This window comes from Streptomyces sp. NPDC027663, from assembly GCF_055566415.1.
Window position 1 is genome coordinate 376,469 of sequence record NZ_JBVHSK010000001.1, and the last position, 14,809, is coordinate 391,277.

Sequence of the window (14,809 nt, forward strand, 5' to 3'; positions counted from 1 at the left end):
GAGGCAGAGAAGGACTATGGGAACCGCAGCAGGAGGTGAGCGGTCCGTACCTCGGTACGTGCAGATCGCCGAAGAGATCGTGGACCAGATTCGGGCTGGTGTCCTCAAGCCTGGGGACATGGTGCCGAGTGAATCCGAGCTGGTCGACCGCTACGGCGTGTCTGGCGGCACTATCCGCAAGGCCATGGTCGAGGTGCGGGCCAGCGGGCTCGTGGAGACCCGCCACGGCAAGGGTTCGATCGTGAAGGACCGGCCGCCGGTACGGCACCGCTCCTCCGACCGCTTCCGTCGTTCGCACCGGCGCGGCGGCAAGGCCGCCTACCTGGCCGAGTCGGCGCAGTCCGGCGCCACTGCCAAGGTGAGCGTCCTGTACATCGGCCCTATGGAGGCCCCCGCGGACGCGGCCCAACGGCTCGGCGTCGACGCCGGCGCCCAGGTGCTCGCCCGTCGTCGCCTCTACTTCCGCAACGGCACCCCCGTCGAGACCGCCACCTCCTACCTCCCGTGGGACGTGGTGAAGGAGATCCCGGAGCTGTTCGCCGAGAACCCCGGCGGCGGTGGCATCTACGCCCGACTAGAGGACCACGGGCACGAGTTCGCAGAGTTCGCCGAGACCTTGCAGGCGCGGCCGGCCTCGAAGGCGGAGGCGTCGGAACTCGCCCTCAGCCCCGGCGCACCCGTGGTCCACCTGATTCGCGAAGCCCGTACGACCGAGGGTCGCGTCGTCGAGGTCTGCGACACGCTCATGGCCGCTGACCAGTTCGTTTTCGAGTACCGCATCCCCGCTGCCGACTGACGCACACTCAACTCCCTGCAACCCGTCGCGACTTCTGAGCCGCGGCGGGTTGACTCATGTACAGGAGTCATGCACTCTTCTTCATGTCACTCATGTACATGAGTGACGGAGTCCCACCTCTGTAGAGGAGTGCTTTGGCATGCGTCAGATCCCCGTCGACACCACCGCCGCCACCGTCATGGTCGCCAAGACCCCGCAGCCCAAGCTGAAGGACCGCCGCACCGGCGAGATCGCCATGGACGCCGACACGGGCGCCAAGCTCATGACCGTCGACGTGATGTTCGCCGCCAACGAGGAGGTCGAGATCCTGTCCATCACCGTCCCCGAGACCGGCATCACCGGTGACCTGGCCATGGGCACCCCGGTCGCCCTCACCGGGCTCATCGCCCGGCCCTGGGAGAACGAGTTCAACGGCCAGAAGAAGCACGGCATCGCCTTCCGCGCGGTCGCCGTCACCTCCCTCGCCGACATGGCCGCGAAGGCCAAGGCGGCCTGACCATGACCGCCTTCACGGTCACGCTCGTGCTGGTCGTCGCCACTGCGGGGCTCCTGCGGTGGCGGCGCCCCGCCTGGTACTGGCCGACCTTAGGGGTCACCCTCGCCGCCATCCGCGTCCTGGTCCGGTACGCCTCGGTCATGGACGCCTGCGGACTGACCGTCCCGCCCTCGCGCTGGCGCCTCGCCCTTGCCCGGATGACCAACCGGCCGGTCCCGGAGTCCCGCCCGCCGCGCATCCTGAGCCTGCGACCCACCCGCACCGGCCTGGTCTTACGGCTCAAGCTGCGGCCCGGACAGGACGCCTTCGACTTCGCCGCCGCCTCCGACCGACTCCGCCACTCGTTCTCGATGTACGGCGTCACCTCCCGTGAGCTGCGCTCCAGCGTCATCGAGCTGAGGATGACCGGCTACGACGTACTCAAGCGGGTGCAGATGCCTGCCCGGCTCGACACCCGCCCGATGCGGGTCCCGGTCGCCCTGCGCGAAGACGGCTCGGTCCACTACCGCGACTACCGTGCGATACCCCACGCGCTCACCCTCGGCGCCACCGAGTCCGGCAAGTCCGTCTATCAGCGCAACCTCGTCGCCGGGCTCGCCCCCATGGACGTCGCTCTGGTCGGCATCGACTGCAAGCAGGGCGTCGAACTCTTCCCGCTGGCCCGCCGCTTCTCCGCCCTCGCCGACAACCCCGACACCGCCGCCGAACTCCTCGACGCACTCGTGACCCGCATGGAGGACGTCTACCAACTCATCCGCGCCGAACAGCGCATCACCGCCGACGTCCCGGACGCCGAGATCGCCGCCGACATCTGGGACCTGCCCGACCACCTCCGCCCGACCCCGATCGTGGTCCTGGTCGACGAGGTCGCCGAACTTGCCCTCTTCGCCACCAAGGAAGAAGAGAAGCGACGCGACCGCATCATCACCGCCCTGGTCCGCCTGGCTCAGCTCGGCCGCGCCGCCGGCATCTACCTCGAAATCTGCGGCCAGCGCTTCGGCTCCGAACTCGGCAAGGGCATCACCATGCTCCGTGCCCAGCTCACCGGCCGCACCGCCCACCGCGTCAACGACGAGACCAGCGCCAACATGGCCTTCGGCGACATCTCCCCGGACGCCGTCCTGGCCGCCATCCAGATCCCCGCCGAGACGCGCGGTCTCGCCATCGCCGGTGACTCCACCGGCGGCTGGCACCGCATCCGCGCCCCGCACACCTCGCTCCGCCAGGCCGCCAACATCTGCAACCGACACGCCGACCGCACCCCGGAACTGCCCGAACTGGCACCGTTCCGCCCCGCGCTGACGGCCGCCGCCAAAGCCCCGGTGCCGCTGTCCAAGACAGCCCCCGTCACGGCCTGACCTTCCCGCCTCCCCGGTCGGCGCGACCGCCTTCGCGCCAAGTCCCTACCCCCTCCATGCCTGATGAAGGGAGAACGACCGCCATGTGCCCCGACTGCGAGGACTTCGCCCGCACCGTGCTCCTGCTCGGCCAACTCGCCCTCTATGCCGACATGAACGGCGCTGACCTCGACTTCGTCGAAGCCGTCAGCCCCTCGCTGGCCGCATCGCTCCCCGAGCCGCCCGACACCGCCGCCGAGGGTTCCTGATGGCCACCCGAACCAGTCTGCGCGTCGACGCCGTCCTGGTCCAAGCCGTCATCGCCGGAGCCCTCTCCTTCGCCCACCTACACGACCTGGCCGCTGCTGCTGGACAGGACGGCTGGAAGGCCTGGGCCTACCCGGTCAGCGTCGACCTGCTCCTGGTCGCCGCCTGGCGACGGCTCCGCAGCGAGGGACCCTCCCGGCTCGCCTGGTCCTGGTTCCTCATCGCCCTGTTCGCCTCACTCGGCGCGAACGTCGCCACCGCCGGATTCCTCGACCTGGCCGACCCGCCCGCCCTGCTCCGCCTCGGCATCGCCGGATGGCCCGCACTCGCCTTCCTCGGCGGCACCCTGCTCGCCCACTCCGCCAAGCACCAGACACAGCCAGAACCGCCGGCACCCGAGCCCGACCCCGCCCCCGTGCGGGACACAGCCCCCGAGCCCGACCCGGAGCCCCCGGCCCCTGCAGCCGACGAGCAGCCGGCCTCGCAAGCCGACGAGACGCCGGCACTTCCGCCCCCGGCCCCCGCGGTTCCCCCCGTCCTCGTCGACCACGCCCGCAAGGTCGCCGACGAGTACCGCGTCCGCACCGGCTCCCCGATCGACACCGACACCCTCCGCGCCCGCCTCGGCGTCCCGCCCCACCTGGCCGACGCCATCGCGGCCCACCTCGCCTGACCAGGAAGGAGAACCAGCCATGCCCGCCCGCGACAACTTCCACTCCGTGATGTGCATCGGCCCGGTACAGATCGGCACCCACCGCGACCGCAACGGCCAGACCAAGCACGCCGCCGTGTGCAGCTCCGACGGCTGCGGCTGGTCCGCCGACTACACCAGCCAGACCGCCGCCCAGCTCGCCGCCCGCACCCACCGCTGCCGCGTCCGCTAGGAGGCCACCGCCATGCAGGTCCCGCTCTGGTTCGCACTCCTCGCCGTCGGCTACCTCGGCGTCAAGCTCATCCGCCCGCCCGCCTGGCTCATCGCCGTGTTGCTCCTCGGCGGCTTCCTTCTCGCCGACAGCGTCCTCGCCCCCGCGATCAACAGCCTCATCAAGTGATCGAAGGGAGATCACCGATGCTCCGCCCGAAGATCCCCACCATGCCCAAGCCGACCGGCCTCGCCCCCCCCGCCCGCCGTCGCCGAGCTGACCACCATCACCCCGAGCACCACGACCCCGCCGGCCTCCCCGACGCCTGCAACGCCGACCCGACCTACGGTCCAACTCACCCCCGGCACCGCACTCGCCCTCGTCGGCGGCGGCACGGCCGTGGTCCTGGTCGTCGGCGCCGTCCTCGTCTCGATGCTCCTGGCCGCCATCACCGGCGCCTCACTCGCCATCTGCGCCCTGGTGATCCGCTCGCTCGTCCACGCGGACGCCAAGCGACGCTGACCGGCCCCCGGGCGGCCTCGATACCGCCAAGCATCCGCCGCCCGGGCGCCGTCGCTGTCCGATCTCGCAACCGGAAGGAACATCCAGCATGGCCTACCGCGCCTCATCCGCGACACCGAGTGCGCCCACGTCAGACGTTTTGCTCGACCCGATCACCCTCGGCGACGTGCTCCGAGTCGCCTCGGCCTCCGACTACAGCCGGTGGGCGGACCAGGTCCGCCGCACTGGTGGCTGCTCCGACCCGATCCACCTGACGGGGTGGGTCCTCCACAAGGACAAGGCCAGCGGCGAGACACTGCACCACTACTCGACCGCGAACGAGCCCGGCGGCCGCCTCCGCCTCGCCTGCGGCAACCGCCGCGCATCCCGCTGCCCCGCCTGCGCCTGGACGTACGCGGGCGACACCTACCACCTCATCCGCGCCGGCCTGGCCGGGGACGACCGCCGCGACATCCCCACCACCGTCCGCGACCACCCCCGCGTCTTCGCCACCCTCACCGCACCCTCCTTCGGCCCGGTCCACAACCGCCCTGACCGAGGCACCTGCCGCTGCGGCAACCGCCACCCGGTCGATGACCCCGCCCTCGGCACAGCCATCGACCCGGAAACGTACGACTACGCGGGCGCAGTCCTGTTCAACAACCACGCCGGACAGCTCTGGCAGCGCTTCACCACCCGGCTCCGCCGCGAGATCGCCGCCCGCGCCGGCCTTTCCCGCCGGGAGCTCGTCGACCACTGCCGCGTGTCCTACGGCAAGGTCGCGGAGTTCCAGAAGCGCGGTGCCCTGCACTTCCACGCCGTCGTACGTCTCGATGGCCCCGACGGTCCGGGCACTCTGCCGCCTGCCTGGGCCACCGTCGACCTCCTCACCGACGCCATCCGCGCGGCAGTGGCCCACTCCTACACGTCGGTCTCCGTTCCGGCTGCCGCAGACCAACCGGCCCGGACCTTCCGCTGGGGCGCCCAGCTCGATGTACGGCCCGTGAAGGCCTTCGGCGACGGCTCCGACATCACGGAACAGGCCGTCGCCTCCTACGTCGCCAAGTACGCGACCAAGGCCGCCGAGAACACCGGCACTCTTGACCGCCGAATCGGCGAACTCTCCGAACTCGACCGCCACCAGGTCCCCGACCACACCCGCCGGCTCATCGCTGCGTGCCGCGACCTGGACAGCCTTTACCCGGACCGGCGCCTCTGGGCCTGGGCCCACATGCTCGGCTTCCGCGGGCACTTCTCGTCCAAGTCGCGCGCTTACTCCACCACCCTCGGTGCCCTCCGCCAGGCACGCGCCGAATACCGGGCTGCCCAGGAGCGAGATGCCTTCGGCTTCGACGACCGAGAGCCGGACACCGTGCTCGTCCTCGCGGACTGGCAGTACGCCGGCCACGGCCACACGCCGGGCGAGGCTGCCCTCGCTGCGACCATCGCCCGCGACCTCCAGACCAACCGCGAGACCGCCCGCGAAGCGCTCCTGAGCGAAGGGAGTACCGAATGACCACGGCCGTTCAGTCGCGCAACATGCTTACCCTCGCGGAGGTCTGCGAGGAACTGGCCATCTCACGCTCGACCTTCTACGACTGGCGGGCCAAGCGGCGTGCGCCGCGCTGCATCAAGCTCCCTAACGGCGACCTCCGGATCCGGCGCAGCGACCTCGAACACTGGCTCGACGACCGTGAGGACGCTGCCTGATGGAGACGACGTACGACGTCAAGATCTACAAGATCCTCACCTACAAGGGTGCTCGGAAGACCACGTACACCGTGCGCTGGGTCGTGGCAGGGAAGCCCTGGCGTGAGCCCTTCGGGACCGTCGCGCTCGCCGAAGGCTTCCGCTCCGAACTGATCCGAGCGACGGGCAAGGGAGAGGCCTTCGTCGTTGCCACCGGCCTACCCGTCTCCCACCGCTCCAAGTCGGCGGCCATGAGCTGGTACAAGTTCGCCGTCGAGTACGTGGACGCCCGTTGGCCCCAACTCGGCGGCAACAGCCGCAAGAACCTCGCCAAAACCTTGACCGCGACCACCATCGCACTGTTGCGCGTTCAACCCACCGCATTCACGCCCGTGGCCGTACGCACCGCTCTGCGAGAGTGGGCCTTCAACACCAACCGACGCCCGGACGCGCCCCGAGACGTCGTGGACATCCTCCGCTGGGTCGAGCGGAACTCCCTGCCCGTCTCGGCCTGGGAGGACCCGGAGAAGGCCGACGAGGTCTTGCGGGCCATCGACACCCGCCTCGACGGAAAGCAGGCGGCGGCCTGGTCGCGGAAGCGCAACCGCCGGATCCTCAACGTCGCCATGAAGTACGCGATCCGGCGGCGCATCCTGCGGACCAACCCCCTGCCCAAGGGCAAGGAGTCGACGGCCGTCACCAAGACCACGAACGCCGTCGACAAGCGGTCACTGCTGAATCCCGAGCAGGCGGCGGCCATCCTCGAATGGATACGGCGCCGGCCTCGGGGTGGCAAGCGGCTCCATGCCTTCTTCGCCACCCTGTACTACTGCGGCCCCCGGCCCGAGGAAGCCGTGGCCATGCGCGTCGAGGACGTGACCCTGCCCGACCCCGACGCCGACGACCAGTGGTGCGAGCTGATGATCCACACCGCGACCCCTGAGGTCGGGAAGCAGTGGACCGACACCGGGCAGATCCACGAGCAACGCGACCTGAAAGGCCGGGCGGAGGGCGAGACGCGTACCGTGCCGGGGCACCCGGCCCTGACTCGCATCCTGCGGCAGCACATCGAGGACGAACAGCTCCAGCCGGGTGATCTGCTCTTCCAGGGTGAGTCCGGCGGCATCCTGGCCGGATCCGTCATTCGCCGGGCGTGGCGCAGCGCACGGAAGGCCGTACTCCCCCCGCACGTCTACGAGTCGCCCACCGGGCGCCGCGTGTACGACAACCGCAACACCCGGCTGACGAAGTGGCTCAACGACGGGATCCCGCCAGCCCAGGTGGCGGAGTGGGCCGGAAACAGCGTCGCCGTGCTCCTCGCCACGTACGCCCGATGCATCGACGGACAGCTACCGGACCTCAAGCGGCGACTCGAAGCCGCGGGGGACCTGCCGGAGCTGCCTGGCGCCGGCTGATCGCCCGCCGAAAACTTCGACACGTATTCGACACAGCCACCCGCGAAAACCCGGTGACAGCCGTACAGCCCCGGACTCCACCCTTGATCACCGAGGGGGCGTCTGGGGCTTCGTCACGCCAGCCCGCACCCACCCTGACCAGCAAAAAGCCCTCCCCAGAGGGAGGGCGGAGACATGCGCCCCCGGCAGGACTCGAACCTGCGGCCAAGCGCTTAGAAGGCGCCTGCTCTATCCACTGAGCTACGGGGGCCGGGTGGGTTGGCCTCGTGCCCGGGGCCCTGGTGCGGGCTGGTCCGTGACGTTGCCGGGGTCAAGGATAGGGCTCCCGGTTCCTTGACCCTGTCGCTTCGCCTCCGTGGCTCGATGTGGAGGTTCGGTGAAGCGGTCCTGATAATCGCAGGCAGGTACGAATCGTGCACCGCTTTTGGCGGCTGACGCACCGGGTGTTGTGTACTCGTTATGCCTGGACTGTGCCCGTGTCCTGGTCGCCCCTTCCGTCCTTTCTGTTCCGTCGGCGCGCAGACATGTCCATATGCTTCAGAATTCCCCTAAAATTGGGCATTCTTCGCATGTGGTGACCTTGGACGTACGGCCTCAGCTGCTCGACACACTCTCCGCTCTGCGCGACCGTGTCGCCGCCGCACGCTTTCCGCTGCCCCTTGCCGGGGCACCACGCGCGCGTGCCAACCGCGACGAACTTCTCGCGCAGCTCGACGACTATCTCGTACCCCGCCTACGTGAGCCCGAGGCGCCGTTGCTGGCCGTCGTCGGCGGCTCCACCGGCGCGGGCAAGTCGACGCTCGTGAACTCGCTCGTCGGCCGGCGGGTGAGCGAGGCGGGCGTGCTGCGGCCGACCACCCGGACGCCGGTGCTCGTCTGCCATCCGGAGGACCATCACTGGTTCAGCGGCATGCGTGTGCTTCCGGACCTCACGCGCGTGTGGATGCCGCAGCGGGACCCGGCGGACGACCTCTTCGGCGCGGAGGAGGATCCCGGGCGCGTGCTGCGCATCGAGACCGCCGACACCCTTTCGCGCGGCCTCGCCCTCCTCGACGCCCCCGACATCGACTCCCTGGTGGCCGGCAACCGCGTCCTCGCCGCGGAACTGATCTGTGCCGCCGACATCTGGATCATGGTCACGACGGCGGCCCGCTACGCCGACGCCGTCCCCTGGCATCTGCTGCGCACCGCCAAGGAGTACGACGCGACCCTCGTGACCGTGCTGGACCGGGTTCCGCACCAGGTGGTCTCCGAGGTCTCCCGGCAGTACGGGGCCCTGCTCACCAAGGCCGGCCTCGGTGACGTACCCCGCTTCACCGTGCCCGAGCTGCCCGAGTCCGCGTGGGGCGCGGGCCTGCTGCCCGGCACCGCTGTCGCACCCCTGAAGAACTGGCTCCTCCAGCACGCCCAGGACCCTGTCGTCCGGCAGCACGCGATGGCGCGCACGGCGTACGGCCTGCTCGACTCGCTCAAGGCGCGCATGCCCGAGCTGGCCGGCGCAGCCGCCGCACAGTACGCGGCAGCCCTCCGGCTCACCTCCGCCGTGGACAGCGCCTACGACAGCGAGCACGCGCGCGTGCGGGGCCGGATCCAGTCCGGCGCCGTACTCGCCGGGGACGCCCTCAAGCGCTGGCGCGCCTTCCCCCTGGACTGCACCGCCGGGGAACTCCTGGACGCCCTGGTGGAGAGCCTGGCCGCCCTGCTGCTGTGCGTCGTCACCGCCGCCGACGAACGCGTCGACGACACCTGGCGGCGCGAACCCGCCGCGGGCGCCCCCGGGCTCATCGGCCGAGACACCTCGCCGGAGCACGCCGAGCACCGCATCGGCCTCGCAGTACGGCGCTGGCGGCGCGAGCTGGAGGAGTTCGCCGAGGAGGAGGTACGGCACCTGGAACGGACCACCGCACCTGACGCGGAGGTCGTCGCCGCGCTCGTCGCCACGGCGGTGCTGGGCGGACGCCGGGCACGTACCGCGGGCGAGGGGCTCGCCGAGCGGCTCGGCGCCCACGGTGCGCTGCGGCTGCGCGACCGGGCCGGGCGACTGCTCGGCGACCACGTGGACCGAGTCATGCACGCCGAACGCGAACGGCGCCTCGCCCCGCTCGACGCCCTGGACGTCCATCCCGAGCAACAGGCCGAACTCATCGCCGCGCTGTCCGTACTGCAGAAGGAGAGGTGACCGGTGACCGCCGTCACTGACCACGACCACACGGATCACACCGACCACATGACGCGCATCGATCACGGCAGCGACCGCGACAACAACGGCGACAGCGGCGACGAGCGGCCCACGGAGCACCTCGGCCCCGGTGCGGCGGAGGACACGGACGACGATGCCGGGCGCGCCGGGAATCCTTCGGAGAACGGCCTGAGCCTCCTGGAGGAAGGGCGTGGGCCCGGCAGCGGCCGCGCCGCCGATCCCCGCCCTGCCGAGGAGGCGGAGGCGCTCGGGGGCGGCGACGGGAACGTGGGCGGCGACCCGGACGAGGACAAGGGCACGGACACCGCCGGAGGGCCGCACGCGCGCGTGAGGGACGAGAACGGCGACCGCGACCGCCCCGCGCGCGGGCTCGGTGCCGAGGAAGGCGTCCCGGTTCCCCGTCCGCATTCCCCCTCGTCCTCGTCGTCGAAGCCCCTCTCGCCCAAGCCCCGTCCCGCAGCGGAGGCCACCCCGAAGACAGAGGCCATGCCGAAGGCGGAGGCCGTGCCGAAGGCGGAGGCCACGTCCGAGACGGAGGCCACGCCGAAGACGGAGGCCCCGGCCAAGACGGAGGCCACGCCGAAGAGGGAAGCCACGCACAAGGCCGCGACGGCCCCGGCCCCCGCCCCGGCCCGCGCTCCCGCTCCCGCCCCCGCTCCCGCCCGCGCCGACACCGGCAGCGGCACCGGCTCCGCCGCCTCCGATTCCCCCGCCGACGCCGACTCCCAGGACGCATGGGACGACGGACTCATCGCCCGGCGCGTCACCGAGGCCTCCGCCGCCGCCCTCGCCGCCGAGCGTGCCTCCGCGCTGGAGACCACGCACCGCGGCCCGGGCAGCCACACACCCGCCCCGCTGGCGTACGACGGCCCCCTGCGCTCCCGCCTGGACGCCCTGCGCGAACTGGTCGGCCTCTCCCGCACCCGCCTGGACAGCCACACCCTCGCAGAGGCGGGCCGCGTCCTGGACGAGGCCGCCGCGCGCCGCAAGCTGTCCGGCAGGCACACCGTCGTCGCCCTCGCCGGGGCCACCGGCAGCGGCAAGTCCCAGCTGTTCAACGCCCTCGCCGGAGTCGCCATCTCGGAGACCGGCGTACGCCGCCCGACCACGGCCGCGCCCATCGCGTGCAGCTGGAGCGACGGCGCGGCAAGCCTCATCGACCGGCTCGGCATCCCGGGCCGGCTGCGCCGCAGGCCGCTGCACAGCCCGGAGAACGAGGCGCAGCTGCGCGGCCTGGTCCTGATCGACCTGCCCGACCACGACTCCGCAGCCGTGCAGCACCGCGAACAGGTCGACCGGATCCTGAAACTGGTCGATGCGGTCATCTGGGTGGTGGACCCCGAGAAGTACGCCGACGCCGTCCTGCACGAGCGTTATCTGCGGCCCATGGCCGGCCACGCGGAAGTCATGTTCATCGTCCTCAACCAGGTCGACCGGCTCCCCGGGGACGCCGCCGACCAAGTCCTGGACGACCTGCGCCGGCTGCTGGACGAGGACGGCATCGCGCTCGGCGAGTACGGCGACCCCGGCGCCACCGTGCTCGCGCTGTCCGCGCTCACCGGCGACGGCGTCGGTGAACTGCGCGAGGTGCTCGGTCAGTTCGTGGCGGAGCGCGGCGCGGCGGCCCGCCGGGTGGCGGCCGACCTGGACGCGGCCGCGGTCGAACTGCGACCCGTCTACGCCACCGGGCGGCAGAGCGGCCTCACCGAGGAGGCGCGCGAGGAGTTCGCCGCGCGGCTCGCGGACGCCGTGGGCGCCACGGCGGCGGGCGAGGCCGCGGAGCGCGCCTGGCTGCGCAACGCCAACCGTGCGTGCGGCACGCCCTGGTTGCGGCTGTGGCGCTGGTACCAGGGCCGCGGCGACTCCACGACCGGTCGCATCCAGGTGCGCACCCAGGCGGACGAGGAGGCCACGGCGCGCCAGCAGGTCGAGCAGGCGGTCCGTACGGTCTCCGAGCGGGCCTCGGCCGGGTTGCCCGCGCCCTGGGCGCAGGCGGTGCGCGAGGCGGCCGTACGCGGCGCCCACGGGCTGTCCGAGGCGCTGGACGAACTGGCGGCGCGTGCCGGCCTCCCGCCGGGCCGCCCGCCGCGGCCGGGGTGGTGGCCGGTGGCCGTGCTGGTCCAGGCGGCGATGACCCTGCTGCAGATCGCGGGTGGTGCGTGGCTGGCGGGGCAGATCGGCGGCGTGATGGCGCCCAACCTGGGCGTTCCGGTCCTGCTGATGATCTGCGGGATCGTCGGCGGACCGCTGGTGGAGTGGGCCTGCCGGATGGCGGCCAGGGGGCCCGCGCGGCGTTACGGCCAGGAGGCGGAACGGCGACTGCGGGAGGCGGCGGCGAGCTGTGGCCGGGCCCGGGTGCTCGATCCGGTCGCGGCGGAGCTGCTGCGGTACCGGGAGGTGCGCGAGCAGTACGGGAAGGTCGTGCGGACCGGGGCCACGGTGGGGTGAGTGCGGAACGGCTGAGTGGGGGGTACGGGCGGCGCCGGTGAGGGGTCGGTAGCAGTCGCTGGCGTCGGTAGGGGTCGCTGGCGTCGGTAGGGGTCGGTGGCGCCGGCAGGGGTGGATGGCGCCGGTGAGGGTCGGTGGTGCCGGCAGGGGTGGACGGCGCCGGTCGGGGTCGGTGGCGTCGGTGAGGGGTGCGTGAGGCCTGCGGGGACCGTGGGTCACTCGTGCGGGTGGCGGGGTTCTCCACAGGCCGGTGGTCGTCCACAGCGCTCAGCGGGCCCGGCCCGGCGGAGGCAGTCTGAGGTCACGGCGATCGCACGGCGGGTCCGGCCGGAGACACGGCGGACGCAGCGGTCGGCCGGCGGGACGTGCGGGCGGGTACGGAAGTCGTGCGCGCCGGCGCGGCAGACGCAGCCGTACGGGAGGGGCCCGTACGCGTGTCCGCCCGGCCGGAGGGCCATGGGCGGGGGAGGGGAGCAGCGACGTGAACGAGACCATCGTGTGTGTGGTGGGCAATGTGGCGACCCAGCCGGTGTACCGCGAGGTGGCGGCAGGGCCGTCGGCCCGGTTCCGGCTGGCGGTGACCGCGCGCTACTGGGACCGGGAGAAGAGTGCCTGGACGGACGGGCACACCAACTTCTTCACGGTGTGGGCGAACCGCCAGCTCGCGGTCAACGTGGCCGCGTGTGTGGAAGTGGGCCAGCCGGTCCTCGTCCAGGGCCGGCTGAAGGTGCGTACGGAGGTGCGCGAGGGACAGCAGCAGTGGGCCTCCGCCGACATCGACGCCGTGGCGATCGGCCACGACCTGGCGCGGGGTACGGCGCTCTTCCACCGTGCGGCCAAGCCGGACGCGCCACCGACGGCCGCCGGGCCGGACGCGCCACCGACGACGGCCCGGCCGGAGCCGGACTGGGAGACACCGCGGCCGGCCGGCCCGCGGGACGGCCGGCCGGCACAACAGGAACAGGAGGCGGCCGCGGTGACGTGACGTCAGTCTCACTTCACAGCACGGTCTTTGGGCGGCCCGTTGCGGACGGAATGTGAGTGCCGCGTGAACACGCCGTACTCGCAAGGTGGATTTGTCGATATGACTGGCTCGCGGACGGGCCCCGGCGATAACGATTATGGATCGGATCGGCCATCGGATGATCGCACCGGCCGGTGAGGCCGCGGCTGATCCATAGGATGCCGGGCGTGCCCCTAGGGGCTGCCGATTCTGCTGGTGGGACCGTCCCCCACGTCCAACGGGTCCTGCTCGAAGGGGAATTCTGTGCTTGCTGCGCTCTCTGGGATCTGCCGGTCCACCGGAGCGGCCCGCCTGGCCGCCGCCGCCACGGTGACGGGGCTCGTGGCGGCCGGCGTGCTGTCCGGCGCCGGTACGGCCGTGGCCGAGGAGGCACCGCAGACCCAGGGCGGCGCGGCAGCGACGATCAACGGGCTGAAGACCTACGGCCAGGCCGTGATCCACGACGACGGCGGCGAGCAGCGGGTGGCCGCGGGCCTGTTCGAGATGTCCGTGGACGGCGGCGGCACCCTGCAGACGTACTGCGTCGACCTCCACAACCCCACTCAGCGCGACACCAGATACCAGGAGACGCCCTGGAGCGGGACCTCGCTGGGCACCAACAAGGACGCCGGCCGGATCCACTGGATCCTGCGCAACTCCTACCCCCAGGTCAACGACCTCGCCGCCCTCGCGCGGCGGGCGGGCGCGAGCGGGCTGACCGAGCAGGACGCGGCGGCCGGCACCCAGGTGGCCATCTGGCGCTACTCCGACGGCGCGAAGGTCGACGCCGTCGACCCGCAGGCCGAGAAGCTCGCCGACTACCTGGAGAAGAGCGCCCGGAGCGTCGCCGAGCCGCAGGCCTCGCTCACCCTGGACCCGCCCGCGGTCTCCGGCCGGCCGGGCGATCTACTCGGACCGGTGACCGTGCACACCAATGCGGGCGCGGTCACGGTGACCCCGCCGTCGGACGCGGCCGCCAGCGGAGTGCGGATCATCGACAGGACCGGCAAGGTGATCACCACGGCGAAGAACGGCAGCCGCCTGTTCTTCGACGTGCCCGAGGACGCGGCGGACGGGACGGCCCGCCTGACCGTCCAGGCGTCGACGACCGTGCCGGTGGGCCGGGCCTTCGCCTCGGAGAGCCGCAGCCAGACCCAGATCCTGGCCGGCTCCAGCGAGTCCACGGTCTCGGCGACCACGACGGCCGGCTGGGCCACCGGGGGTGCCATACCGGCGATCTCGGCCCGCAAGAACTGCGCCGAGGGTGGCGTGGACATCATCGCGGCCAACAAGGGCGACCAGCCCTTCACCTTCGAGCTGATGGGCGGCGAGCACACCATCCCCGCGGGCACGACCCGCACGGTGACCGTCCCGCTCCAGGAGGACCAGGCCTACGACTTCACGATCACCGGTCCCGCTGGCTTCAGCCAGCGCTTCACCGGCGTGCTGGACTGCAAGACCCAGGGAGCGATCACGACGGAGACGGCCCAGCTCCGCAACGACCCCAGCCCCGCCACGGTGGGCGGCAACACCGTGGACACCACCGACCTGGCCGCGACCGGCGGCTCGGCGATCACCCCCTTGATCGGCGGCCTGGCCATCGGCCTGGTCGTGATCGGCGGCGGAGTCCTGATCCTGCTGCGCAGGAAGGAAGCCCGCACCGGCGACTGACACCGCCCCTGGGCCTTGAGCCGGCCCCAGGGTGGGAGTCGGCCCCCATGTCCCGAGTCGGCCCCGGGCGGCCTCAAGTCGGCTATCGGGGCGCCGAGCCGTCCCCCGAGCGCCGAGCCGTCC

General features: G+C 71.9%; 14 protein-coding genes, 1 tRNA gene and 1 pseudogene. 15 read left to right on the forward strand and 1 reads right to left on the reverse strand.

Going from position 1 to position 14,809, the window contains the following annotated elements; genetic code table 11:
• Window positions 1-16: 16 nt before the first annotated feature.
• From ACZ4SF_RS01695 to ACZ4SF_RS01745, 11 genes and pseudogenes are all read left to right on the forward strand, one after another.
• Window positions 17-796 carry a GntR family transcriptional regulator gene (locus tag ACZ4SF_RS01695; protein WP_468376761.1) on the forward strand — a complete coding sequence of 260 codons (780 nt, stop codon included), beginning with the start codon at window positions 17-19 and terminating at the stop codon, window positions 794-796.
• Between the two features lie 139 nt (window positions 797-935).
• Entirely contained in the window at window positions 936-1,292 is a 357-nt protein-coding gene (locus ACZ4SF_RS01700) for an SCO3933 family regulatory protein (RefSeq protein ID WP_468376764.1), read from the forward strand.
• Between the two features lie 2 nt (window positions 1,293-1,294).
• Complete coding sequence (locus tag ACZ4SF_RS01705; RefSeq protein WP_468376766.1) at window positions 1,295-2,650, forward strand: FtsK/SpoIIIE domain-containing protein; 1,356 nt, start codon at window positions 1,295-1,297, stop codon at window positions 2,648-2,650.
• Between the two features lie 83 nt (window positions 2,651-2,733).
• A complete protein-coding gene (locus ACZ4SF_RS01710; protein WP_190219733.1) occupies window positions 2,734-2,898 on the forward strand; it encodes a hypothetical protein in 165 nt (54 codons plus the stop codon).
• Entirely contained in the window at window positions 2,898-3,569 is a 672-nt protein-coding gene (locus ACZ4SF_RS01715; RefSeq protein ID WP_468376768.1) for a DUF2637 domain-containing protein, read from the forward strand. Before ACZ4SF_RS01710 ends, ACZ4SF_RS01715 begins: the two co-directional genes overlap by 1 nt.
• Window positions 3,570-3,588: 19 nt before the next feature.
• A complete protein-coding gene (locus ACZ4SF_RS01720; protein ID WP_468376771.1) occupies window positions 3,589-3,780 on the forward strand; it encodes a mobile element transfer protein in 192 nt (63 codons plus the stop codon).
• Window positions 3,781-3,792: 12 nt separating this feature from the next.
• The gene (locus ACZ4SF_RS01725) at window positions 3,793-3,948 is read left to right on the forward strand and encodes a hypothetical protein (protein ID WP_103784904.1); all 156 of its coding nucleotides are present in this window, start codon (window positions 3,793-3,795) and stop codon (window positions 3,946-3,948) included.
• Between the two features lie 17 nt (window positions 3,949-3,965).
• Window positions 3,966-4,281: pseudogene (locus tag ACZ4SF_RS01730) on the forward strand (SpdD-like protein).
• A gap of 88 nt (window positions 4,282-4,369) precedes the next feature.
• Window positions 4,370-5,776 carry a replication initiator protein RepSA gene (gene repSA, locus ACZ4SF_RS01735; protein ID WP_468376774.1) on the forward strand — a complete coding sequence of 469 codons (1,407 nt, stop codon included), beginning with the start codon at window positions 4,370-4,372 and terminating at the stop codon, window positions 5,774-5,776.
• Entirely contained in the window at window positions 5,773-5,970 is a 198-nt protein-coding gene (locus ACZ4SF_RS01740) for a helix-turn-helix transcriptional regulator (protein ID WP_468376777.1), read from the forward strand. The genes repSA and ACZ4SF_RS01740 overlap by 4 nt, the downstream gene beginning before the upstream one ends.
• Window positions 5,970-7,364, forward strand: coding sequence for a tyrosine-type recombinase/integrase (locus tag ACZ4SF_RS01745; protein ID WP_468376780.1), 1,395 nt, complete (start codon window positions 5,970-5,972; stop codon window positions 7,362-7,364). Before ACZ4SF_RS01740 ends, ACZ4SF_RS01745 begins: the two co-directional genes overlap by 1 nt.
• A gap of 177 nt (window positions 7,365-7,541) precedes the next feature.
• On the opposite strand, the gene ACZ4SF_RS01750 is transcribed toward ACZ4SF_RS01745, so the two are convergent.
• Window positions 7,542-7,614: transfer RNA gene (locus tag ACZ4SF_RS01750), tRNA-Arg, on the reverse strand.
• Window positions 7,615-7,935: 321 nt separating this feature from the next.
• Between ACZ4SF_RS01750 and ACZ4SF_RS01755 the strand changes: the two genes are divergently transcribed.
• From ACZ4SF_RS01755 to ACZ4SF_RS01770, 4 genes are all read left to right on the forward strand, one after another.
• Window positions 7,936-9,543: a dynamin family protein gene (locus tag ACZ4SF_RS01755; protein WP_468376781.1), complete on the forward strand. Its 1,608-nt coding sequence runs from the start codon at window positions 7,936-7,938 to the stop codon at window positions 9,541-9,543.
• Window positions 9,544-10,050: 507 nt separating this feature from the next.
• The gene (locus tag ACZ4SF_RS01760; protein ID WP_468378266.1) at window positions 10,051-12,012 is read left to right on the forward strand and encodes a YfjP family GTPase; all 1,962 of its coding nucleotides are present in this window, start codon (window positions 10,051-10,053) and stop codon (window positions 12,010-12,012) included.
• A gap of 481 nt (window positions 12,013-12,493) precedes the next feature.
• Complete coding sequence (locus ACZ4SF_RS01765) at window positions 12,494-12,997, forward strand: single-stranded DNA-binding protein (protein ID WP_468376784.1); 504 nt, start codon at window positions 12,494-12,496, stop codon at window positions 12,995-12,997.
• A gap of 282 nt (window positions 12,998-13,279) precedes the next feature.
• The gene (locus tag ACZ4SF_RS01770; RefSeq protein ID WP_468376786.1) at window positions 13,280-14,686 is read left to right on the forward strand and encodes a Cys-Gln thioester bond-forming surface protein; all 1,407 of its coding nucleotides are present in this window, start codon (window positions 13,280-13,282) and stop codon (window positions 14,684-14,686) included.
• Window positions 14,687-14,809: the final 123 nt, after the last annotated feature.